Below are 22641 nucleotides of genomic sequence, written 5' to 3'. Positions count from 1 at the left end.
GAAGCGTCGGGTCAGGGAATCCGATCGAGGGGACACCCCATGCTCAGCGCTTCTGTCCTGGCAGTCAGCCGAGATGCGAAGCACCGGTTCAGCAAGGCCAACCAGCACAGCATCCGGCTGCTGGCCGGACTCGGCGTCGAGGGCGACGCGCACCTGGGCACCACCGTCCAGCACCGCTCCCGTGTCGCCCGGGACCCCAGCCAGCCGAACCTGCGGCAGGTCCACCTGATCCACGCCGAACTCTTCGACGAACTGCGTGCGGCCGGGTACGACGTGGCGCCCGGCGACCTCGGCGAGAACATCACGACCAGCGGTCTGGCCCTGCTCGACCTGCCCACCGGCACCCGGCTGCGCCTCGGCCCGGCCGCGGTCGTCGAGGTGACCGGCCTGCGCAACCCCTGCCTGCAGATCGACGCCTTCCGCAGCGGCCTGCTCAAGGAGGTCGTCGGGCGGGACGAGACGGGCGCGGTCGTCCGCAAGGGCGGCGTCATGAGCGTCGTGGTCGTCGGCGGCGTCGTACGGCCCGGGGACGCGATCGCCGTCGAACTGCCTGACCCGCCGCACCGCCCACTGGAAAGGGTCTGAAGCCGTCATGTCGGCAGACACCCCCGCAGCCGCCGCGTCCTCCGCCGGGACACCCGGCGCCGACGCTGCCGCCGTCCGCTCGGTTCCAGACCTCGCCGCCCTGGTGGCCGCCGGCACCCGCGTGAAGTACCTGCACTTCTGGGGTCACCGCCCGCAGCGCGACGGAAGTGTCGGCGCGGGCTGCCTCAGCCAGTGGTGGCCGGCTCCCTTCACGGTCGACGGCGTCACCTACGCGACCGCCGAGCACTGGATGATGGCGGGCAAGGCCCGGCTGTTCGGTGACGAGGACGCCGAGCGCCGCGCGGTGGCCGCCGGCCACCCCAAGCAGGCGAAGAGCGCGGGCCGCTCGGTCCGCGGCTTCGACGAGGCGGTCTGGCAGCACGAACGCTTCGGCCTGGTCGTGGCGGGCAGCGTGCACAAGTTCGCCCAGCACCCCGACCTGCGCGCCTATCTGCTCGGCACCGCGCGCCGCGTCCTGGTGGAGGCCAGCCCGCTGGACCGGGTCTGGGGCATCGGCCTGGCCGCCGACGACGAGCGGGCCGAGCGCCCCGACGCCTGGCGCGGCCTGAACCTGCTCGGCTTCGCCCTCATGGAGGCGCGGGACCGGCTCGCCGCCCAGGCACCAGGACGCGCAGCGGACACCGCACCCCGCCCCGCACTCCAGGAGCACACCGCCTCATGACCGAGCGCCTCGTCGTCGTCGGCGGCGACGCCACCGGCATGTCCGCCGCCTCCCAGGCCCGGCGCCGCAGGCCCGCCGACGGTCTGGAGATCGTCGCCTTCGAGCGCGGGCAGCACGTGTCCTACAGCGCCTGCGGCATCCCCTACTGGATCGCCGGGGACACCAGCGGCCCCGACGCCCTCGTCGCCCGTACCGCCGCCGAACACCGCGACCGCGGTATCGACGTGCGCCTGGGCACCGAGGTGACCCGGATCGACCCCGAGGGCGGCCGCGTCCTGGTGCGCGACCCCGACGGCCACGAGAGCTGGACCGGCTACGACCACCTGGTGCTCGGCACCGGCGCGGTGCCCGTACGGCCACCGATCCCCGGCATCGACGCCCCCGGTGTCTTCGGGGTGCAGACCCTGGACGACGGCGAGGCCGTCCTGCGCGGCCTGGACCGTACCGGCGTCCGGCGGGCCGTGGTGGTCGGCGGCGGCTACATCGGCGTCGAGATGGCCGAGGCGATGCTGCGGCACGGCCTGGAAGTCACCCTCGTGGACCGCAACCCGCAGCCGATGACCACCCTGGACCCCGACATGGGACGCCTGGTGCGCGAGGCGCTCGAAGGGCTCGGCGTCACCGTGGTCTCCGGCGCGGCCGCCCGCGAGGTGCTCACCGACGCCGAAGGGCGCGCCCGCGCCGTCGCCACCGACGACGCGGAACACCCCGCCGACCTCGTCGTCCTCGGCCTGGGCGTCCGGCCGAACACCTCCCTCGCCCGCGACGCCGGACTCCCGCTCGGCACACACGGCGGGTTGCTCACCGACCGTTCGATGCGGGTGCGCGGCACCGACCGGATCTGGGCCGGCGGCGACTGCGTCGAAGTGCTCAACCTCGTCTCCCGCGCCTGGCAGCACATCGCCCTGGGCACCCACGCCAACAAGCACGGCCGGATCATCGGCACCAACATCGGCGGCGGCTACGCCACCTTCCCCGGCGTGGTCGGCACCGCCGTCAGCAAGGTGTGCGACGTGGAGATCGCCCGGACCGGCCTGAAGGAGTCGCAGGCCAGGGCCGCCGGCCTGGACTTCGTCACCGCGGTCATCGAGTCCACCAGCCGCGCCGGGTACTACCCCCACGCGGCCTTGATGACCGTGAAGGTGCTCGCCGAACGCGGCACCGGGCGGCTGCTCGGGATGCAGATGGTCGGCCGGGAGGGCGCCGCGAAGCGGGTGGACATCGGCGCGGTCGCGCTCACCGCGGGGATGACCGTCGGGCAGATGGTCGACCTCGACCTCGGCTACGCCCCGCCCTTCTCCCCGGTCTGGGACCCCGTGCTGGTCGCCGCCCGCAAGGCCGCGGACGCGGTGGCCGCCGACATCGTACGAACGGCGCCCGCCGCCCGGGACGTCACGAAGCCGGGCTGACCTCGGCCGCGGCGAGCCGGCTGAGCGCTTCCAGCAGCGGTGGCAGTGCGGCGCCGCGGCCCACCGGCAGGACCTCGCCGGGCTCCTCGTCGAGCAGTACGAACGCCATGTCGTCGGTCCGGGCCACCAGGCTCCAGCCCGGACCGTCGGCGCGGACCGCCCCGTACGCGGTCCGGACCCGGCCGGGCGGAGGCGGCTCGCGGGTGTACGCCTCGGCGCTCTCCAGGGCGCGGCGGACACCGTCGTGCGAGATGGCGCCGAGCGCGGCCCTAGGATCGGCGGACGCCGCCGGGGACGCCGGGCTGTCATCGCCGCGGGCTCCTTGCGGTCCTGCGGCGGCCGGGCCGACCTGGTCGCGCCACTCAAGCCACCTGACCGCTATCTCGTCGGCCCCCAGCCGCCGTTGCGGCGGCCCCCACACCGACGTGTCGGGCGGCGCGAGAACCGGTCCGGCATCCGGCGCACCGTCAGGGTCGTGCGGCTCGGGCACCCCGGGCGCCGAGACCGCGACCGGCAGCGGCCAGCCCGGCAGGGACGCGACCATGGTGCTCTCGTCCGGCGCCAGTTCGTAGGCGAGCCCGCAGTCCCACGCGGCCAGCGCGCACGCGACCATCGCGGCATCGCTGGTCACCACCGTCCAGCGGGCCCCGGCGGAGTCCTGTCCGAACACCAGGCCGTAGCCGCCGGCCAGCGGTTCGAGCCCCAACCCTGCGCAGGCCGCGGGATAGTCGTCGCCCAGCACACCGGGAAAGCCGCCGGGCGTCAGCATCGCCGCCGTCAGCACGAGGAGCGCGTCCTCCTCAGGCGTGTCCTGCGCGTTGCCGCCCATCCCCAACCTCCCTGTCGCCACACGGGTCCGCCGCACCCTAACCAGCCGGTAACCTCCGCGTCGAGTAGTGCGGAGTGAGGAATCCGTGCAGGTGGTGCGCTCGCGCGCCGCATCGCCCCCGCCGGTCAGGAGCCGCGCGGCCCGCGGTACGCCGCGCCTGCCGCAAATCACTGGCGGGGCGGCGCCGTTGCCTTCTACGATCCCGCGCATGTCCGGTATCAGGCGCTCCCACTTCGTCTGCGTGTCCTGCCGCGCCTCATGGAAGAAGCAGACGGGACGGGTGGACCGCGGCGACGTCTGCCCGCGCTGCGCCGGGCCGCTCGTCGACGCGGGGATTCAACTCGCGGTGCCGCGCAAGCGGGACACGGCCGGTTGGCGCGCCCTGGAAGCGGTGCTGGCCGCCGGGCTGCGCTTCAACCCGTCCTGTATCGGCTGCATGGACGGTCCCGGCTACCGCCCGCGCACCCCGCGGGAGGTCAGGGAGCGGCTCGCCCACGCGGCGGCGACCGGTGTGCCCGTGGCGGAGGCGCTCGCCTGCCAGGACCCGACCCACAGCGACCTACGCCCCGGGCCGGGGGCACGCCGTGCGGGCGCCGGCCGGCTCAGGACTTCCTGACCGCCAGGGCCAGATAGCGGGCGGCGGAGTCGTCGAGGCACCTCAGCTGCCAGCCGCTTTCGTCCAGCAGCCGTCCGAGCTGCGGCTGCGCGCGGATGTCGTCGGGCGACAGCGCGTGCCCGTGGCGGGCGGCCAGCGCAGCCCGGCCGCAGGGGTGGAAGAGCGCCAGGCGGCCGCCGGTCCTGGTGACACGGGCCAGTTCGCGCAGACCGGCACCCGGGTCGGGCAGGTGGTGCACCAGGCCCGAGGCGAGTACGGCGTCGAAGGCGCCGGATCTCAGCGGCAGTCGGGCGCAGTCCGCCTCCACCAGGGTGCCCTGGGCCCGGCGGCCCAGTGCGGCCGCCTCCCGCAGCATCTCGGGCGTCAGGTCGACCCCCACCACGACGCCCCCGGGCCCGACCGCGTCCCGCAGGTGCGGCAGCGCCCGTGCCGTGCCGCACCCCGCGTCGAGCGCCGACCGGCCCGCACCCAGCTCCAAGGCGGCGACCGCGGCCGCGAACGCCGGGCCGTCGTCGGGGAAGCGCTCCTCCCAGCCCGCGGCCCGCGCCGCGAAGAACTCCCGCACCCCGCCCCGTCCGCGCCCTGTTCCGGCCATGCATCATGTTCGCATGATCACGCTGCGTTCCGTCGCCCTGTTCCTGCTCGCCGCGGTGCTCGAGATCGGTGGCGCGTGGCTGATCTGGCAGGGCTTGCGCGAGCACCGCGGAATCGGCTGGATCGCCGCGGGTGTCCTCTCCCTCGGCTGCTACGGATTCGTCGCGACCCTCCAGCCGAGCGCCGACTTCGGACGCATCCTCGCGGCCTACGGCGGGGTGTTCGTCGCGGGATCGCTGGTGTGGGGCATGATCCTCGACGGCTACCGGCCGGACCGCTTCGACGTGATCGGTGCGGCGGTGTGCCTCGTCGGCGTCGGCGTGATCATGTACGCCCCGCGCGGTGGCTGATTCCCGCCGTCCGCGGGCGTGCGAACGGCCGTCCGAACGCCGTCGGCGCGAAGGTGGGGCTTGCCCTCGCGCGCCGGGCGTACCAGGCTGCGTAGCGCAGCGGAGACGGGAGGCAGGCGATGACGGTGGGCAACGGGCTCGCATGGCTGCTCGATGACCTGACCAAGCGGGTGCCGCACGTGCAGCACGCGCTCGTGCTGTCCAACGACGGCCTGGTCACGGGGGTCAGCGGCGACCTCGACCGGCCGACCGCCGAGCACCTGGCCGCTGTGTCATCGGGTTTCCACAGCCTCGCCAAGGGCGCCGGCCGGCAGTTCGGCACCGGCGGGGTGCGGCAGACCATGATCGAGTTCGAGGAGGGCTTCCTCTTCGTCACGGCGGCGGGCGACGGCAGCTGCCTGTCCGTGCTCAGCGGGATGGACGCGGACATCGGCCAGGTCGCGTACGAGATGACGCGGCTGGTGCGCCGGGTCGGCGAGCATCTCGGCGTGGCGCCGCGGCAGTCCGGCACCGCGCACGCGTGAACGGCCAGGCCCTCCCGCCCGGCCCGGCCCGAGCGCGCCGGGCTCGCCCTCGCCGACCGGGCGAGTTGTCCTGGCCGGAGCGCTTGAACCGGTCCTGAACTGCGGTTTCCTGCGGTTCTCGGAGTTGTCCACAGGCCCTCCGCGGGGGGTTTCCGTTCCGCGCTAGTTTGGTCACTGTCAGTGATCGAACTTCGCGGAAGGTGATGGACATGGGTGTGACGCAGGAGCGGCAGCAGCGGTTCGAGACGCAGCGGCCGACGGGACAGGCGGGTGCGGCAAGGGCACGGCGGGCGGCGCGCCCGGCGCAGGACCGGCTCGCCGTGGACGGGCCGCCCGCGGTGGCGGACGGCTCCTTGATGACGCTCGCGCGAGCCCGCGACGCGCTGGGCCTGGACTATGACGAGTTCGAGCTCGCCGTGCAGATCGGCGAGGTCTCCACGGTCGTGTGCGGGACGCACAGTTGGAAGGTGGAATCGGAGGAGGTGGACCGGCTCCTGGCGGAGGAGGGGCATCCCCTGCCGCTGCTCGACCGGGTCCGGCTGGTCGGCAGCGCCGAGGCGGCCAGAGAACTCGGGGTGGGCCGGGAGCGGTTCGTCCGGCTGGCCAGAGCCGGGCACATCCGTCCGGTCCGCTGGTATGTCAACAGGTACCGCGCGCTGGTGTGGATGTATCTGGCCCGGGATCTTCCGGTGCTCGCCGAGCAGTTCCCTGAGCTGCTCAAAGGCCCGCTGCCCGAGGAGCTACGGGCCGCGGTGGCCGAAGGCGGGGACGAACGGGCCCGCGGCTGGCGCTCCCGCCGTGTCACCCAGCTGCTGCGCGACGCGTCCGACGCGTGGGACGAGGCGGCGGTCTGGTCGGCGCTGCTCGGGCCGGAGCTGGTCGACAGCGCGGTTCCCGACCCCTACGAACGGGCGCATCTGCGCAAGTTGCGCGCGGCCCTGCCGCCCGGCCGGCCCGGCATGGCCACACCCGAGCAGATCAAGGCGATCGCCACGGCCGACCACCCGGACGAGATCGCACCGGCCCTCGTGGCGCTCGCGGACGCGCTCGGTCGGGCCAGGAGCGCGCGCCCCGCGCCGGGGCGGGCCGTCGGGGCCGCGGCCGGACTCGTCGCCGGGCTCGCCCCGTTGCCGGCGGCGCCGCCCCCGTCCCAGCCGGTGCCGTCGTCCGTGCCGCCGGCATCCGTCACGCCACCGCCGGCGCTGCCGGCGCCGGGGCGCCCTGTCGCCGCAGCCGGACCGAAGACAGCGGGGCCCAAGACAGCGGGGCCGAAGACCGCCGAGCCGGAGGCGGCAGCGGCCACGCCGGGCCTGCGCGGGCTGCTGCGGCTGCTCGGGCGCAGGCAGCGGTCAGCGGGCGCGGGCGCGGACCCCGGCCGGTGTGGCACCGACCGGGGCAGAACTCACAGCTCGCCGACGTCGGTGACCCGGACCACCGCGCGGCCCTCCTCGTCGGAAGCCGCGAGGTCCACCTCGGCCGAAATGCCCCAGCCGTGATCGCCGTTCGGGTCGGCGAAGGTCTGGCGGACCCGCCACAGGCCGTGCTCCGGCTGCTCCTCGATGAGCAGGAGCTTCGGACCGCGCGCGTCCGGTCCGGTGCCGAGGTCGTCGTACTCCTCCCAGTAGGCGTCCATGGCGTCGGCCCAGGCGTCGGCGTCCCACCCGGAGTCGGCGTCGAGTTCGCCGAGCTGGTCGTACTTCTCCAGCGCGGCCAGCTCGACACGGCGGAAGAGGGCGTTGCGGACCAGCACCCGGAAGGCGCGCGCGTTGGCGGTCACCGGCTTGACCTGATCGGCGCGCTCGGCGGCCTCCTCGGCGCTCTCCTCCTCGGGGTTGGCCAGCTGCTCCCACTCGTCGAGGAGGCTGGAGTCGACCTGCCGCACCAGCTCGCCGAGCCAGGCCGTCAGGTCCTGGAAGTCCTCCGACTTCAGGTCGTCGGGCACCGTGTGGTCCAGCGCCTTGTACGCGCCGGCCAGGTAGCGCAGCACGATGCCCTCGGTCCTGGCCAGCTCGTAGTAGGAGACGAACTCCGAGAAGGTCATGGCCCGCTCGTACATGTCGCGGATCACGGACTTCGGCGACAGCGGATGGTCGCCGACCCACGGGTGGCTCTTGCGGTACACGCCGTAGGCGTGCAGCAGCAGCTCCTCCAGCGGCTTGGGGTAGGAGACGTCCTGGATGCGCTCCATCCGCTCCTCGTACTCGACCCCGTCGGCCTTCATCTCCGCGATCGCCTCGCCGCGCGCCTTGTTCTGCTGGGCGGCGAGGATCTGGCGGGGGTCGTCGAGGGTGGACTCCACGACGGAGACCATGTCGAGGGCGTAGGAGGGGGAGTCGGGGTCGAGGAGTTCGAAGGAGGCCAGCGCGAAGGTGGACAGCGGCTGGTTGAGCGCGAAGTCCTGCTGGAGGTCCACGGTGAGGCGGACGATCCGGCCCTCGGCGTCGGGCTGGTCGAGCCGCTCCACCACACCGCCGTCCAGCAGCGACCGGTAGATCGCGATGGCCCGCCGGATGTGGCGCAACTGGGACCTGCGGTCCTCGTGGTTGTCCTCCAGCAGCCGACGCATCGCCTCGAACGCGTTGCCCGGCCGGGCGATCACCGACAGCAGCATCGCGTGGGTCACCCGGAAGCGGGAGGTCAGCGCCTCCGGCTCGGACGCGATCAGCTTCTCGAAGGTGTTCTGCCCCCAGCCGACGAAGCCCTCGGGCGCCTTCTTGCGCACCACCTTGCGGCGCTTCTTCGGGTCGTCGCCGGCCTTGGCGAGCGCCTTCTCGTTCTCGATCACGTACTCGGGCGCCTGCGCCACCACGAACCCGGCGGTGTCGAAGCCGGCCCGGCCGGCGCGCCCGGCGATCTGGTGGAACTCCCGGGCCCGCAGCACCCGCACCCGCTGCCCGTCGTACTTGGTCAGTGCGGTGAACAGCACCGTGCGGATGGGCACGTTGACCCCGACACCGAGGGTGTCGGTGCCGCAGATCACCTTCAGCAGCCCGGCCTGCGCCAGCTTCTCCACCAGCCGGCGGTACTTCGGCAGCATCCCGGCGTGGTGCACCCCGATGCCGTGCCGCACGTAGCGGGAGAGGTTGCGGCCGAAGGCGGTGGTGAAGCGGAAGTTGCCGATCAGGTCGGCGATGGCGTCCTTCTCCGCCCGCGTGCACATGTTGATGCTCATCAGCGCCTGCGCCCGCTCCACCGCCGCGGCCTGCGTGAAGTGCACGATGTACACCGGCGACTGACGGGTCTCCAGCAGTTCGGTGAGGGTCTCGGTCAGCGGGGTGGTGCGGTATTCGTAGCTGAGCGGCACCGGCCGGGTCGCGGAGCGGACCACCGCGGTGGGCCGCCCCGTGCGCCGGGTGAGGTCCTCCTCGAACCGCGACACGTCGCCGAGCGTCGCCGACATCAGCACGAACTGCGCCTGCGGCAGTTCCAGCAGCGGGATCTGCCAGGCCCAGCCGCGGTCCGGCTCGGCGTAGAAGTGGAACTCGTCCATGACGACCTGGCCCACGTCGGCGTTCCGGCCGTCGCGCAACGCGATCGAGGCCAGCACCTCCGCGGTGCAGCAGATCACCGGCGCGTCCGGGTTGACCGAGGCGTCGCCGGTGAGCATGCCGACGTTCTCGGTGCCGAACATCTTGCACAGGTCGAAGAACTTCTCCGAGACCAGCGCCTTGATCGGCGCGGTGTAGAAGGTGACCTCGTCGCGGGCGAGCGCGGCGAAGTGGGCACCGGCCGCCACCAGGCTCTTCCCGGAACCGGTGGGGGTGGACAGGATCACGTTCGCGCCCGAGACCACCTCGATCAGCGCCTCCTCCTGGGCCGGGTAGAGCGTGATGCCCTGCCCCTCGGCCCACGTCGAGAACGCTTCGAAGAGGGCATCGGGGTCGGCGTCGGAAGGGAGCTGATCGATAAGGGTCACCCCTCCATCTTGCCCGTCCGAGCGGCCGAGGGCGGAACCGGCGGTGAGAGCGATGATCACCACCGGTAGTGTGTGGCGTCGACCACACGTCAACTCCGCCCGCGGGCGGCCGAATCGGGGGTACCGCAGCACCATGATGGGACCAGCACACTCGCTGTCGGGAGCGGCGGCCTGGTTGGCGGTCGGCGCCATCTCGGCCGGCCTCGGCGATCCGATGCCGTGGCCGACCGTCGTGGTCGGTGCGCTGATCTGTGCCGGTGCGGCGCTCGCGCCGGACCTGGACCACCAGGCAGCGACGATCTCCCGCGCCTTCGGCCCGCTGTCCCATGTGGCCTGCAAAGTCATCGACGCGCTGTCCCACCTCGCCTACCGGACGACCCGGAAGAGCGGCGACCCCCGACGGGCCGGCGGCCACCGCACGTTGACCCACACCTGGCTGTGGGCGGCGATCCTCGGGGTCGGCTTCTCGGCACTGGCCGTCTACGGCGGCCGGTGGGCGGTGCTGGCGATCCTCTTCGTGCACATGGTGCTCGCCGTGGACGGCCTGCTGTGGCGGCAGGCCCGCACCTCCAGCCACATCCTGGTGTGGCTGCTCGGTGCGACCAGCGCCTGGATGCTCGCGGACGTGCTGGACGATCCGGGCCAGGGCAAGGCATGGCTGTTCACCCAGCCGGGCCAGCACTACATGTGGATCGGTATGCCGATCGTGCTCGGCGCCCTGGTGCACTGCGTCGGTGATGCCATCACGGTCTCCGGGTGCCCGATCCTGTGGCCGATACCGATCGGCCGCCGCCGCTGGCACCCGCTGGGCCCGCCGAAGTTCATGCGGTTCCGTGCCGGGAGCTGGGTGGAGCTGAAGATCCTCACGCCGGTGTTCTTCGTCGCGGGCGGCGTCTGCGCCGTCGGCGCCCTGGGGTTCGTCGGCTGACGGCTCAGCCCTCCTTCGCCCGCTCGGCCGGGCGGCCGCGTCCCGCCCGCGCCGGCTGCCGCGGCCGGGCGCCGCGCACCGCGGGCACAGCGAGCACCGCGGCCACCGCCGCGACCTGCCACACCGGCCCGAAGCCCAGCACCCGCGCGGAGCCGAGGAGCGCGGCGGCCGGGCCGGCCGCGGCCAGGCCGATCGGGCCGAGGACGTAGGCCCCGAACGAGCCGTAGGCGCTCACCCGGGCGAGGACCTCCGGCGGCACACCGCCCTGCACCCCGGCCAGGTAGAGCGTGGTGCAGAACGCCGAGCCCACGCCGCCCAGGAAGGCCGCGGCGCAGACCCAGCCGAGGGGCAGTCCGGCGGCGAGGGTGGCCGGTGGCAGCGACCAGCCCAGCGAGGCGGCCGTCCCCACGAGCAGGGGGCGGCGCGGGCGGCGGCCGAGCAGGGCGAGGCCGCCGGCCACCGCCCCGGCCCCGTAGCCGGCCATCACCAGCCCCCAGGCCGCGGAGCCGCCGAGCCGCTGCTGGGCGACGACGGGGCCGAGGACCAGGAACGGCGCCCAGACGAAGAGGTTCATCAGGCCCATGTGCACCGTCGTCACCCACAGCCAGATACGGGAGCGGAAGGCCGACCAGCCGCTTCGCAGGTCGGCGGCGAAGGACGAGCGGCGGGCGGCGGGCCGGACCGTGCGCGGGAGCAGCAGGAGCGCCGCGACGCTCACGGCGTAGCTGGCGGAGTCCAGTGCGATCACGCTGGACGGGCCGCTGACGGCGGTCAGCACCCCGGCGAGCGCGGGCCCGGCGATGGAGGTCGCCGAGGCGGCCGTGCCGAGCAGGGCGTTGGCGTCGGAGAGCGACGCGGTGCCGGCGAGGTGGGGGACGAGGGCGTTGAGCGCCGGGTTGAACAGCGCCTCGGCCGCGCCCCAGAGGCCGACGAGGGTGACGAGTGCCCACAGCGGTGGCCGGGAGCCGAGGAGCACCGCGGCGAGGGCGCCTTGGGTGAGGCAGCGCACCGTGTCGGCGGTCAGCATCACCTGCCGGCTGCCGAGCCGGTCCGCGAGGACGCCGCCGGCCAGGAGCACCAGGACGAGCGGCGCGATCCGGGCGCTGAGGACCAGGCCGAGTTCGGTGCCCCCGCCGCCGGTGGTGAGGATCGCGAAGGCGAGCGCGACGGAAGCGGTCGAGGAGCCGAGGAGGGAGGTGGCGTAGCCGATGAAGAAGCGGCGGAAGTCCCGTTCGCGCAGCAGGGAGAGACCGGAGGGGAGAGGCATGGGCGCAGCGTGCAGGGCGCGTGCGGCGACACGCCAGATCGGGTGACGAAAAAAGCTGAGTCGAGGCGAGTCAAGTTATGCTGCTGTCTGGAGCATTCTGAAGTGCGTTTACTGCGATGGGCTGAACGGGGGCGATATGAGTCGGCCGGTGGAGTACGCGGTGGCTGTGGAGGGGTTCGTCGCCGCGGCGGAGTTGGGGGCGGGCTCCCGGCGGGTCTACCGGATCGCCCTCGCCACCTGGGCCTGGTCGCTGGTGGACAAGGCCCCGCCGGTGGGGGAGGGGCGCAGGGGCGCCACACCGCCGACGGTGCCGCTCGGCCTGCTCGACGCCCCGCGGACCGCAGAGCGGCTGCGGGAGGCGTTCCGCGCGCGGGCCGGGGCGGTCGGGGCGCGCACCGCCAACCGCGAGCTGTCGATCCTTGCCGCGGCGCTGAACTGGTGGCGCGAGCAGGGGTGGTTGACGGGCGACCCGCTGTCCGCCGTGAGCCGCCTGCCGACGTCGGCCGCCCGGCAGCCGGAACCGCGGCTCGACGCCGGCCAGGTCCGCGCTGTCCTCGGTCTGCCCGTCCCCTTGCGGGAGAAGGCCTTCTGGCACCTGCTCCATGAGTCCGGGGCGAGCATCGAGCGGGTCCTCGCCCTCGACATCGGCGACCTGGACCTGGCCGGCCGCCGAAGCCGCGGGCGGGCCGCACTGCACTGGGGCGAGGGTGCGGCTGCACTGCTCCCGCTGCTCACCCTGGGCCGGCTGGACGGGCCGCTCTTCGTGACCGGGCGGGGGCGGCTGTCCTACCGCCGCGCCGCGGAGGTCTTCACCGCGGCGACCCGGCCGCTCGACCCGCAGGGGCGCGGGTGGACGCTGCGGCGGCTGGCGGCCGCGGCCGGGCCGCGGACGTAGGGGCGGGCGTGCGGGCGGGCGCGGAGTCGGGGCCGGGCTCGCCCATCCCGAGGGCGGCCGCGGCGGAGGCCGCCGCCCGCACCAGCGCGGCCACCCCGCGGCTGCGGGAGTGCTCCGGCCAGGCGATGACCAAAGTGGCGGGCGGGCAGTCCGCGAGGGGCACGTAGGAGACAGCCTGCCGCGGGTAGCGCGCGGCGACCGACCGGGGCAGCACGGTCGTCGTGGCACCGAGGCCGACAAGGGCGAGGAGCTGCGCGAGGTCGTGGACGCCCTGCGCGGCGATATCGCGTTCGGCCCGGTCGTCGACCTGGTCGGGGCCGATGCCGAGGTCGGCCAGGCGCACGGCGGCGGCACCGGCGAGCGGATGACCCGCGGGCAGCGCGGCCACACGGGGTTCGCGCGCCACGACATCCGCGTCGATGCCGCTGGAGTCGTACGGCTCGAACATCAGGGCGGCGTCGGCCTCGCCGGTCCGCAGCAGCCGGGTGCGCTCGCGCCAGCCGCACAGCCGTACGGCGACCGGTTCGGCACCGGGCTCCTCGGCGACCGCGGCGAGGAGGTGTTCCAGCAGCCCGCCGTCGGCGTCGGCCTTGACGGCGAGCAGCAGCCGGCGGTCCGCGGTCCCGGCGCGCACGGCGCGCCGGGCGGCCGCGTCGAGCGCTTCGAGGGCGGGCCGTACCTGGCTGAGCAGCACCTCGCCGGGCTCGGTTAGGGCCACCACCCGGGTCGTGCGTTCGAACAGCCGCACCCCGAGGTCGGCCTCCAGGCTCCGGATCGCCCGTGACAGCGCGGGGGCGGCGATGCCGAGCCGCTCGGCGGCGCGGGTGAAGTTGCGTTCCTCCGCCACGGCGACGAAGTACCGCAAGGGTCGGGACTCCACGGGCATGGCCCCATTATGACCCGCCCGGTCGGATGATTGTTGCCTGCCGGGTCATAGTCGGTGCCGAGCTGGTCGTTCTGCCGCGGCCGCCGCGTCCGCAGACTGGGGAGCGCCGCAGGGCGTACGTCCCTCGGCGGAACGGAGCAGGACCCATGCGCGCAGTCGGCATCGAGCGCTTCGGCGACACCCCGGAACTCAGGAAGGTGCCCGAACCCGAGCCCGGCCCCGGCCAGTTGCGGGTCGCCGTCGAGGCCGCGGCCACCAACCCGCTGGACCTGGCGATCGCCTCGGGGGCACTCGCGGAGGCCGGCGCCTACCGCTTCCCGCTCACGCTCGGCATGGACGGCGCGGGCACGGTCACCGCGGTCGGCGCGGGCGTCACCGGCTTCCGGGTCGGGGAGCGCGTCTTCGGGCAGTTCTGGAGCAGCCCCTTCCAGTTCGGCACCTTCGCGGATGTCTGCGTCGTCCAGGAGGCACCCGCGCTCGGCGCGCTCGCCGCCGTACCCGACGAACTGCCCAGCCACCTGGCGGCCGCGCTGCCGACCGCCGCCATGACCGCGCTCGGCGTCATCGAGCAGGCACAGCTGCCCGCGGGGGGCACCCTGGTCGTCATCGGCGCCACCGGAGGCGTGGGGACGTTCGCGGTGCAGGCAGCCGCGGCCCGCGGCCTCCGCGTCGTCGCCACCGCCTCCACCGCCTCGGGCGGGCGTGCCGACCGGCTGCGGGAACTGGGCGCCGACACGGTGCTGGCCGGTGGTGGACAGCCGCTCGACCAGGCGCTGCGCGACCTCGCGCCCGACGGGGTGGACGCGGTCCTGGACGCCGTCGGCGACCGCGCCCTGGCCGGCAGCGCGGCCGGCGCCGTACGGGACGGCGGCGCCCTGATCTCGATCGCCTTCGGGCTGGACGAACGCGCACAGGCCGACCAGCGCATCCGCGCCGCGAACTACCGCCTCGACCGCAAGCCCGAACTCCTCGCCCAGGTCGCACAGCTGGCCGCCGCAGGCACCCTGCGGCCCGTCATCGGCGCCGAGGTCCCGCTGGAGGACACCCCGCGGGCCCTCACCGGCGCCGTCCCCTTCACCGGCGGCCTGCGCGGCAAGGTCGTCGTCCGGGTGGGCTGAACGCGCCGCCCGCGGCAGGCCCCCGGGCCGCCTCACCCGTGCCAGGACCGCCACAGCGCCGCGTACGCCCCCTCCGCCGCCACCAGTTGGTGGTGGCTGCCCAGCTCGCTGATCCGGCCGTCCTCGACCACCGCGATCACGTCCGCGTCGTGCGCGGTGTGCAGGCGGTGCGCGATGGCCACCACGGTACGGCCGTCCAGCACCCGGGACAGCGAGCGTTCCAGGTGCCGGGCGGCCCGCGGGTCGAGCAGGGAGGTCGCCTCGTCGAGCACCAGGGTGTGCGGGTCGGCCAACACCAGCCGGGCCAGCGCGAGTTGCTGCGCCTGCGCCGGGGTCAGGGCGGCGCCGCCGGAGCCGACCTCGGTGTCCAGCCCGTCCGCCAGCGCGGCCGCCCACCCTCGCGCGTCCACGGCGGCCAGCGCGTCCCACAGCTCGCCGTCGCCAGCCGCCGGGCGGGCCAGCCGCAGGTTGTCGCGCAGGCTGCCGACGAAGACGTGGTGCTCCTGGTTGACCAGCGCGACGTGCTCCCGGACCCGCTCGGCGGGCATCCGGGCCAGCGCGGCACCGCCGAGGGTGACCTCGCCGGTCCGCGGCGCGTAGAGCCCGGCCAGCAGCCGCCCGAGCGTGGACTTGCCCGCGCCCGACGGCCCGACCAGCGCCAGCCGGGTGCCGGGCGGCACGTCGAGCGACACGCCGTGCAGCACGTCGGTGTCCTCGGTGTAGCCGAACCGGACCTGGTCCGCGGTCATGGTCCGGCCGTCCGGCACCAGTGCGCCGTCGCCCTCCTCGACCTCCACCTCGCGCACACCCACCAGCCGCGCCAGCGACGCCTGCGCGGTCTGCAACTCGTCGTACCAGCGCAGCATCATGCCGATCGGGTCGACCAGCATCTGCGCGTACATCGCGCCGGTGGTCAGCGCGCCCACCGCCAGCCAGCCGTGCAGCGCGAAGCCGCCGCCGATCAGCAGCACGGCGGTGAGGATCAGCACGTGCGTCATCGTGACCGCGGGGAACAGCACGCTGCGCAGCCACAGGGTGTACCGGCTCCAGTCGATCCAGTTCCGCAGCCGGGCCCGGGACAGCTCCTCGCGCCGCCCGCCCAGGCCGTGTGCCTCGATGGTGCGGCCGGCGTCCACGGTCTCGGCGAGCGCGGCGGCCACCGCCGCGTAGCCGGCCACCTCCGCGCGGTAGGCGCGCGGCGCCCGCCGGAAGTACCAGCGGCAGCCGACGGCCAACAGCGGCATCGCCACCACCACGGCCAGCGCCAGCGGCGGGGCGGTCACCACCAGCGCGCCGAGCAGCAGCAGCGCCCACACCACCGCGACGGCCAGCTGCGGCACGGCCTCGCGCATCGCCTCCGACAGCCGGTCGACGTCGGTGGTGATCCGCGACAGCAGATCGCCGGTGCCGGCCCGCTCCAGCACGCCCGGGGGCAGCGAGACCGCACGCACCAGGAAGTCCTCGCGCAGGTCGGCGAGCATGCGCTCGCCCAGCACCGCCCCCCGCAGCCGCACCTGCCGCACGAACCACGCCTGCACCGCCAGCGCGGCCAGGAACAGGCAGACGGTACGCGTCAGATGGATGTCGCGGTGGCCGTCGGCCAGGTCCTGCACCAGGTCGCCCAGCAGGAACGGGCCGACCATCGACGCCACGACCGCGACGGTGTTGACGCCGAGCAGCAGCGCGAACTTGCCGCGGTGCCGCCCGACCAGCTCCCGGACGTAGCCGCGCACCGTGGCGGACGAGCCGACCGGCAGCGTGGCGTTGTTCGCGACCGGCGCCGAGGGGTCGTGCTCCGGCGGTCGTACGCCGATCATGCGAGGTCGTCCTTCGTCGACATGTCGCCACGGGCACCGGCCGCCTCGGCCGCCGCCACCGCTTCGTCCGCCACCGCCCCGTCCATCGCCGCTCCGTTCGCCGCGGTCCCGTTCACCGCGGTCCCGTTCACCACCGCGTCGTCCTCCTCGCGGGTCACCACGGACCGGTACAGCGGCGTCGTCCGCAGCAGTTCGTGGTGGCCGCCGGTGGCCAGCGCGGTGCCGTCGTGGACGAACACCACCCGGTCGGCGCGGTCCAGGACCAGCGGGCTGGAGGTGAGGACCACGGTGGTGCGCCCGGCCCGGATCTCCCGCAGTCCGTGCGCGATCCGCGCCTCGGTGTGCGCGTCGACCGCCGACGTCGGCTCGTCGAGCACCAGCACCCCGGGGTCGGCCATCAGCGAGCGGGCCAGCGCGAGCCGCTGCCGCTGCCCGCCGGACAGCGACCGGCCGCGCTCGATGATCCGCGCCCGCATCGCGTCCCCGGACGCCGCGTCGGCGCCGGCCAGCGACCGCACCAGCGCGTCGAGGACGTCGCCGCACTGCGCGGCGGCCAGCGCCGCCTGCGCGGCCACCCGGCCCGAGGCGGGCACGTCGAGCAGTTCGGCCAGCGTGCCCGACAGCAGCACCGGGTCCTTGTCGTGGACGAGCACTGCCGAGCGGGCCGCCGCGAGCGGTACGGCGTCCAGCGCCCGCCCGCCCAGCAGCACCGACGGGTCGCCCTCGACGGCGGCGGGGCTGTGCCCGCCCAGCCGGTCGGCGAGCCGCCCGGCGGCGTCCGGGTCCCCGCACACCACGGCCGTGAGCAGCCCGGCGGGGGCGAGCAGCCCGGTCGCCGGGTCGTACAGGTCGCCCGCGAGCGCGGCCTCGTCCAGGGCCTGCCCGGCACCGGCCCCGCCCGCCCCCGCCGTGCCTGCCATGCCCGCCACGTCGGTACGCCGCAGCGCCAGCACCCGCGCGGCCCGCTTCGCCGACGGCCGCGAGAACGACCACGCCATGGCGATCTCCTCGAAGTGCTGGAGCGGGAACAGCAGGAAGGACACCGAGCCGTAGACCGTGACCAGCTGGCCGACCGAGATCTGCCCGTCCAGCGCGAGCCGCGCCCCGTACCAGGCGACACCGACCAGCAGCAGCCCCGGCAGCGCGACCTGGACGGCCGCGATGGTGGCCCACATCCGGGCGCTGTGCACCGCGGCCCGCCGCACCTCCTGCGACGTACGGCGGTAGCGCTCCAGGAACAGCTCCTCGCCGCCGATCCCGCGCAGCACCCGCAGCCCCGCCACGGTGTCGGCGGCCAGCTCCGTCGCCCGGCCGCCCTTCTCCCGCTGGAGGTCGGCCCGGCGGGTGGCCGCGGGCAGCAGCGGCAGCACCGACAGCGCCAGCACCGGCACGCACGCGGCGACCACGACCCCGAGCTTCGGCTCGTAGACCACCAGCGCCACGGCCACGCCGACGGTCGCCAGCAGCGCCGAGGTGAAGCGGGCCAGCGCCTCGACGAACCAGCCGATCTTCTCGACGTCGCCGGTGCTGACCGCCACCACCTCGCCCGCCGCGACCCGGCGGGTCAGGACCGCGCCCAACTCGACCGCCTTGGCCGCCAGGAGCTGCTGCACCTTGGTGGAGGCGCTGATCCAGTTGGTGACCGCGGTGCGGTGCAGCATCGTGTCGCCGAGCGCGGTGAGCATGCCGAGGACGAGCACCGCGACACCGGCCAGCACCAGCCGGGTGCCCGAGCGGTCCACCACCGCCTGCACGGCCACGCCGACCACGGCCGGGAAGCAGGCCAGCGGCCCCATGCGCAGCAGGCCCCACGCGGCGGCGGCCACCTGGCCGCGCCACTGGCCCAACTCCAGCCAGATCAGCAGCCGGCGGCCGGAACGGGTGTCGGGACGGCCGGGATCGGCGAAGGGGAGGGCGGTGAGGGACGGCATGATGTCCTGAGGTGGGTGCGTGGCTGCGGGCAGGGGTCAGCGCCCGGACCCGGCTGGGCCCGGGGCGGAGCGGACGTCCCACGGCCCCCTCGCCGCATTCCGGGCGATCCCCCGCGATCCCCCGCGATCGGGCCGGAAGCCGCCGTGGACCGTGTAAGACTCCCTGCGCACCGGCCGCCGGGTCAAATGGATTTCACGGAACAAGATCACTCGTGTGGGTGACCTCCACCACACCGACTTTGCGGTGCGATGGCTGGAAACGGCACACTGTGTGGCTCCACATCTTGGTTACTGAGGAGACCCCCCACATGAAGGGCTTTCGGGCATTTCTGCTGCGCGGCAACGTCGTCGACCTGGCGGTCGGTATCGTCGTCGGTGCCGCTTTCACCGCGCTGGTGAACGGTTTCGTCGGAGCGTTCCTGACGCCGATCGTCGGCCTGGTCAGCGGTGCCACCGGTGATTTCAGCCACCGCAGCTTCCACGCGGAGGGCGTCACCTTCCCGTACGGCGTGTTCATCAACGCGCTGATCAGCTTCGTCATCGTGGCGGCGGTGATCTACTTCCTGGTCGTGCTGCCGATGAACCGCATGCAGGAGAAGTTCTTCCCGAAGGCCGCGGCCGCGCCGATGCGCGAGTGCCCGGAGTGCCTGACCGCGATCCCCGTCGCCGCCAAGCGCTGCAGCGCCTGCACCGCGGTGCTCGCCCCGTCCGTGCCCGCCCAGGGCGGCGAGAGCGAGGCCGCGAGCGACGGAGCGGTCGACATCTCGAAGTAGAAGTTCTCGCAGGAGAAGGAGGGGTCCACGAGGCCCGGGGTCCCCGCCCCGGTCCTCCCCGGTCCTCCCCGGCTCCGGGTGAACGGCGCGCCGCACGGACGAGTGGCGCGCCGCAGCCTTTTCCGCCCTACCCCCGTCGGCGCCCTCGTCCCCCCGCGCGGCCGCGCTACTCCCGCGGCCCGCCGCCCTTCGCGCGCCCCTTCGGCCCGCCGCCGGGCCTGCCGTGGCCCCCGTGCGCTCCATGCGCCCCGTGCGCCCCGCGCCCCTGCGGCTGCCCCTCCCCGAGCGTGTCCAGCAGCGCCGACAGCGCCGCCCGCTTCTCCTCGTCCAGCGGTGCCAGCAGTTCGGCGGCCGCGGCCCGGCGCACCGCCCGCAGCTCGGACAGCGCCCGCGCGCCCTCGTCACGCAGCTCGATCCTGATCACCCGCCGGTTGTGCGGGTCGGGCACCCGCCGCACCATCTCCCGCTCCTCCAGCGCGTCCACGAGCGTGGTCACCGCGCGCGGCACCACGTCGAGCTGCTGTGCGAGGTCGGCCATCCGCGGCGGCGCCTCGCAGTGCGCGAGCGCGCGCAGCAGCCGGGACTGCGCCGGAGTGATGCCCAGCGGCTCCATCAGCCGCCGCTGCGCGCGGTGCAGCCACCGGCTCAGCGTCAGCAGCTGGTCGGCGAGGCGTCCGGTGGTCTCCTCGGCGCCGCCAGGCGCCGGGCGGGACCGGCTCTCCTCGGTGGCCGCGGTGGTGGGGGAATCCATGGCCTCAGGCTATCAGGATGAACCTCATTGTGAGTATAGGTAACAATGACCTACACTCCCTTTGTCCACGCGTCCCGGGCCACCCGACGCCCCGGACGCGCACCCCGATCCGGAGGAGCCCTTTGCGTCCCCAGAACACCGTGTCCGACCGATGGACACCACCGAAAGGCAAGCCCGTCACCCGCGCGGACGTCGACGTCCGCCGCATCCTGCGCCTGTTCCGCCCCTACCGCGCCCGGCTCGTCGTCGTGGGGCTGCTGGTCGCCCTGTCGTCCCTGGTCTCGGTCGCGTCGCCGTTCCTGCTGCGCGCGATCCTCGACACGGCCATCCCGCAGGGCCGCAGCGGACTGCTCGCCCTGCTCGCGCTGGGCATGATCGCCACCGCCGTCGCCAACGGCGTCTTCGGCGTGCTCCAGACCCTGATCTCCACCACGGTCGGCCAGCGCGTCATGCACGACCTGCGCACCGCCGTCTACGAGCGGCTCCAGCGGATGTCGCTCGCCTTCTTCACCCGCACCCGCACCGGCGAGGTGCAGTCCCGGATCGCCAACGACATCGGCGGCATGCAGGCCACCGTCACGTCCACCGCGACCTCGCTGGTCTCCAACCTCACCTCGGTGGTCGCCGCGGTGGTGGCGATGGTCGCCCTGGACTGGCGGCTGACGATCGTCTCGCTGCTCCTGCTGCCGGTCTTCGTCTGGATCTCCCGCAAGGTCGGCCGCGAGCGCAAGAAGATCGCCACCAAGCGGCAGAAGCAGATGGCCACGATGTCCGCCATCGTCACCGAGTCGCTGTCGGTCAGCGGCATCCTGCTCGGCCGCACCATGGGCCGCACCGACTCGCTCACCCGCGACTTCTCCACCGAGTCCGAGCGCCTGGTCGACCTCGAGGTGCGGTCGAACATGCAGGGCCGCTGGCGGATGGCCGTGATCGGCATCGTGATGTCCGCGATGCCCGCGCTGCTGTACTGGGCGGCCGGCCTCACCGGAGGCGGCGGCCCCGGCTCCTCGATCTCCATCGGCACCCTGGTCGCGTTCGTCTCCCTCCAGCAGGGCATGTTCCGCCCGACGGTCTCGCTGCTGGCCACCGGCGTGGAGGTGCAGACCTCGCTCGCGCTCTTCCAGCGGATCTTCGAGTACCTCGACCTGCCCGTGGACATCACCGAGCGGCCCGACCCGGTCCGCATCGAGCGGGTCCGCGGCGACATCCGCTTCGAGGACGTCGACTTCGCCTACGAGGCCGCGGACGGCGGCCGCGCCGAACCCACCCTGCGCGGCATCGACCTCGCCATCCCCGCCGGCGGCAGCCTCGCCGTGGTCGGCGCGACCGGCTCCGGCAAGAGCACCCTCAGCTACCTGGTGCCCCGCCTGTACGACGTGACCGGCGGCCGGGTCACCATCGACGGCACCGACGTGCGCGACCTCAGCTTCGACACCCTGGCCGCCGCGGTCGGCGTGGTCTCCCAGGAGACCTACCTCTTCCACGCCTCCGTCGCGGAGAACCTGCGCTTCGCCAAGCCCGACGCGACCGACGCCGAGATCGAGGCGGCCGCCCGCGCCGCGCAGATCCACGACCACATCGCCGGCCTGCCCGACGGGTACGACACCCTCGTCGGCGAACGCGGCTACCGCTTCTCCGGCGGCGAGAAGCAGCGCCTGGCCATCGCCCGCACCATCCTGCGCGACCCGCCGGTGCTCGTCCTCGACGAGGCCACCAGCGCGCTGGACACCCGCACCGAGGCCGCCGTCCAGGACGCGATCGACGCGCTCTCGGCCGGCCGGACCACCATCACCATCGCGCACCGGCTCTCCACGATCCGCGACGCGGACCAGATCGCCGTGCTCGACGCCGGCCGCGTCGTGGAACGCGGCACCCACGACGAACTCCTCGCCCTCGACGGCCGGTACGCCGCCCTCAGCCGCCGCGGCGCCGACCACCCGGACGCGGCAGCAGCCGAGGCCGCCGCCGAGGGAACATCGGCAGCCGCCGTGACCGCGGCGACCGGGCCGGCGACCGCGCTCGCACCCGCGGCCACCCCGCGCTGAGCGCCGGCGCGGGGGCCGTACGGGGCTTGCCGGCGCCACCTTACTCACGGGTAAGGTGGGCCTCCGGCGGGAGCCGCCCGCCAGTCGGAGGAGGCCGCCCCGTGTCCGTACGCCCCGCATCCCTGCGCCCGGCCCCGCTGCTCGCGGGGCTGCTGGCCACCGCCGGCGCCCTGCACTTCCTGGTGCCCGCGCCCTTCGACGGCATCGTGCCCACTGCCCTGCCGGGCCGCCCGCGCGACTGGACCCGGGCCAGCGGCGCCGCCGAACTCGCGCTCGCCGCCGCCGTCGCCCTGCCGGCCACCCGCCGCACCGGCGGCCTGCTCACCGCCGGCTTCTTCGCCGCGGTCTTCCCCGCCAACGTCAAGATGGCCTACGACTGGCGGCACCGCCCCGCCCCGCTCAAGGCCGCCGCCTACGCCCGGCTCCCGCTCCAGGCGCCGCTGGTGATGTGGGCGCTGAAGGTCAGCCGCTCGGCGGCGTCCGGATCGCGCTGACACGGATCGCGCTGACACGGATCACTGCGATCACTCCGACACCAGGATGACGTCGAGGGTGCGGGGGCCGTGGACGCCTTCGACGCGGTCGAGTTCGATGTCGCTGGTGGCGGAGGGGCCGGAGATCCAGGTGAGGGGGCGGGTGGGGTCGAGTCGGGGGAGGGCTTGGGGGAGGGAGGCGACGATTTGGCGGGGGGTGTGGACGACGCAGATGTGGTGGTCGGGGACGAG

At 74.4% G+C, this 22641-nt stretch carries 22 protein-coding genes; 13 read left to right on the top strand and 9 right to left on the bottom strand.

Annotated features, from left to right (window positions below):
- Positions 1-39: 39 nt before the first annotated feature.
- Genes AC3ERT_RS29655 through AC3ERT_RS29645 form a run of 3 tightly spaced genes read left to right on the top strand, consistent with a single transcriptional unit; the run spans position 40 to position 2676 of the window.
- Complete coding sequence (locus AC3ERT_RS29655) at positions 40-585, top strand: MOSC domain-containing protein (protein WP_435177854.1); 546 nt, start codon at positions 40-42, stop codon at positions 583-585.
- Positions 586-592: 7 nt separating this feature from the next.
- The gene (ybiA, locus tag AC3ERT_RS29650) at positions 593-1267 is read left to right on the top strand and encodes a riboflavin biosynthesis intermediates N-glycosidase (RefSeq protein ID WP_435177852.1); all 675 of its coding nucleotides are present in this window, start codon (positions 593-595) and stop codon (positions 1265-1267) included.
- Positions 1264-2676 (top strand): FAD-dependent oxidoreductase, encoded by a 1413-nt coding sequence (locus AC3ERT_RS29645; protein ID WP_435177850.1) that lies wholly within the window; start codon positions 1264-1266, stop codon positions 2674-2676. Before ybiA ends, AC3ERT_RS29645 begins: the two co-directional genes overlap by 4 nt.
- Here AC3ERT_RS29645 and AC3ERT_RS29640 read toward each other — a convergent pair.
- Positions 2660-3505, bottom strand: a complete 846-nt coding sequence (locus tag AC3ERT_RS29640) for a hypothetical protein (RefSeq protein ID WP_335976334.1) — start codon at positions 3503-3505, stop codon at positions 2660-2662. The genes AC3ERT_RS29645 and AC3ERT_RS29640 overlap by 17 nt on opposite strands.
- 208 nt (positions 3506-3713) lie before the next feature.
- Between AC3ERT_RS29640 and AC3ERT_RS29635 the strand changes: the two genes are divergently transcribed.
- Positions 3714-4121, top strand: coding sequence for a hypothetical protein (locus AC3ERT_RS29635; protein ID WP_435136498.1), 408 nt, complete (start codon positions 3714-3716; stop codon positions 4119-4121).
- Here the strand turns inward: AC3ERT_RS29635 and AC3ERT_RS29630 are convergent.
- A complete protein-coding gene (locus tag AC3ERT_RS29630) occupies positions 4108-4716 on the bottom strand; it encodes a class I SAM-dependent methyltransferase (RefSeq protein ID WP_435177848.1) in 609 nt (202 codons plus the stop codon). The two genes, AC3ERT_RS29635 and AC3ERT_RS29630, sit on opposite strands and share 14 nt — an antisense overlap.
- Positions 4717-4729: 13 nt before the next feature.
- Between AC3ERT_RS29630 and AC3ERT_RS29625 the strand changes: the two genes are divergently transcribed.
- From AC3ERT_RS29625 to AC3ERT_RS29615, 3 genes are all read left to right on the top strand, one after another.
- The gene (locus tag AC3ERT_RS29625; RefSeq protein WP_335976323.1) at positions 4730-5065 is read left to right on the top strand and encodes a YnfA family protein; all 336 of its coding nucleotides are present in this window, start codon (positions 4730-4732) and stop codon (positions 5063-5065) included.
- A 119-nt stretch (positions 5066-5184) separates the two neighbouring features.
- Positions 5185-5589 (top strand): roadblock/LC7 domain-containing protein, encoded by a 405-nt coding sequence (locus AC3ERT_RS29620; RefSeq protein WP_435177846.1) that lies wholly within the window; start codon positions 5185-5187, stop codon positions 5587-5589.
- Between the two features lie 209 nt (positions 5590-5798).
- Positions 5799-7085 (top strand): DUF6397 family protein, encoded by a 1287-nt coding sequence (locus AC3ERT_RS29615; RefSeq protein ID WP_435177844.1) that lies wholly within the window; start codon positions 5799-5801, stop codon positions 7083-7085.
- Here the strand turns inward: AC3ERT_RS29615 and AC3ERT_RS29610 are convergent.
- Positions 6992-9505 (bottom strand): DEAD/DEAH box helicase, encoded by a 2514-nt coding sequence (locus AC3ERT_RS29610; protein WP_435177842.1) that lies wholly within the window; start codon positions 9503-9505, stop codon positions 6992-6994. The genes AC3ERT_RS29615 and AC3ERT_RS29610 overlap by 94 nt on opposite strands.
- Positions 9506-9638: 133 nt before the next feature.
- Between AC3ERT_RS29610 and AC3ERT_RS29605 the strand changes: the two genes are divergently transcribed.
- Entirely contained in the window at positions 9639-10433 is a 795-nt protein-coding gene (locus AC3ERT_RS29605; protein WP_335976314.1) for a metal-dependent hydrolase, read from the top strand.
- Between the two features lie 4 nt (positions 10434-10437).
- Here the strand turns inward: AC3ERT_RS29605 and AC3ERT_RS29600 are convergent, their stop codons facing one another.
- Positions 10438-11700 (bottom strand): MFS transporter, encoded by a 1263-nt coding sequence (locus AC3ERT_RS29600; protein WP_435177840.1) that lies wholly within the window; start codon positions 11698-11700, stop codon positions 10438-10440.
- 160 nt (positions 11701-11860) lie between these two features.
- Between AC3ERT_RS29600 and AC3ERT_RS29595 the strand changes: the two genes are divergently transcribed.
- On the top strand, positions 11861-12595 hold the full coding sequence (locus tag AC3ERT_RS29595) for a hypothetical protein (protein WP_435177838.1): 735 nt from the start codon (positions 11861-11863) through the stop codon (positions 12593-12595).
- On the opposite strand, the gene AC3ERT_RS29590 is transcribed toward AC3ERT_RS29595, so the two are convergent.
- Positions 12510-13481: a LysR family transcriptional regulator gene (locus AC3ERT_RS29590; protein ID WP_435177836.1), complete on the bottom strand. Its 972-nt coding sequence runs from the start codon at positions 13479-13481 to the stop codon at positions 12510-12512. The genes AC3ERT_RS29595 and AC3ERT_RS29590 overlap by 86 nt on opposite strands.
- A 146-nt stretch (positions 13482-13627) precedes the next feature.
- Here AC3ERT_RS29590 and AC3ERT_RS29585 point away from each other — a divergent pair, with 146 nt between their 5' ends.
- On the top strand, positions 13628-14599 hold the full coding sequence (locus AC3ERT_RS29585; protein ID WP_435177834.1) for an NADP-dependent oxidoreductase: 972 nt from the start codon (positions 13628-13630) through the stop codon (positions 14597-14599).
- A 32-nt stretch (positions 14600-14631) separates the two neighbouring features.
- On the opposite strand, the gene AC3ERT_RS29580 is transcribed toward AC3ERT_RS29585, so the two are convergent.
- Together AC3ERT_RS29580 and AC3ERT_RS29575 are read right to left on the bottom strand one after the other, a co-directional pair.
- A complete protein-coding gene (locus tag AC3ERT_RS29580) occupies positions 14632-16416 on the bottom strand; it encodes an ABC transporter ATP-binding protein (RefSeq protein ID WP_435177832.1) in 1785 nt (594 codons plus the stop codon).
- Positions 16413-18347: an ABC transporter transmembrane domain-containing protein gene (locus tag AC3ERT_RS29575; RefSeq protein ID WP_435177830.1), complete on the bottom strand. Its 1935-nt coding sequence runs from the start codon at positions 18345-18347 to the stop codon at positions 16413-16415. Before AC3ERT_RS29575 ends, AC3ERT_RS29580 begins: the two co-directional genes overlap by 4 nt.
- A 308-nt stretch (positions 18348-18655) precedes the next feature.
- Here AC3ERT_RS29575 and mscL point away from each other — a divergent pair, with 308 nt between their 5' ends.
- Complete coding sequence (mscL, locus tag AC3ERT_RS29570; RefSeq protein WP_335976300.1) at positions 18656-19120, top strand: large conductance mechanosensitive channel protein MscL; 465 nt, start codon at positions 18656-18658, stop codon at positions 19118-19120.
- A gap of 166 nt (positions 19121-19286) precedes the next feature.
- Here mscL and AC3ERT_RS29565 read toward each other — a convergent pair whose 3' ends face one another.
- Positions 19287-19871, bottom strand: coding sequence for a MarR family winged helix-turn-helix transcriptional regulator (locus AC3ERT_RS29565; protein ID WP_435177828.1), 585 nt, complete (start codon positions 19869-19871; stop codon positions 19287-19289).
- Between the two features lie 140 nt (positions 19872-20011).
- Between AC3ERT_RS29565 and AC3ERT_RS29560 the strand changes: the two genes are divergently transcribed.
- Both AC3ERT_RS29560 and AC3ERT_RS29555 read left to right on the top strand, forming a co-directional pair.
- A complete protein-coding gene (locus tag AC3ERT_RS29560) occupies positions 20012-21916 on the top strand; it encodes an ABC transporter ATP-binding protein (protein ID WP_435177826.1) in 1905 nt (634 codons plus the stop codon).
- A gap of 101 nt (positions 21917-22017) precedes the next feature.
- Positions 22018-22410: a DoxX family protein gene (locus AC3ERT_RS29555; protein WP_335976296.1), complete on the top strand. Its 393-nt coding sequence runs from the start codon at positions 22018-22020 to the stop codon at positions 22408-22410.
- Positions 22411-22440: 30 nt separating this feature from the next.
- On the opposite strand, the gene AC3ERT_RS29550 is transcribed toward AC3ERT_RS29555, so the two are convergent.
- Positions 22441-22641 (bottom strand): LUD domain-containing protein (locus AC3ERT_RS29550; protein WP_435177823.1); only part of this gene is annotated, 201 nt, incomplete at its 5' end.

It is taken from the genome of Actinacidiphila sp. bgisy145 (assembly GCF_057708125.1).
Note: the sequence above shows the minus strand (reverse complement) of the source record. Positions and strands in the feature narration are given on the sequence as shown.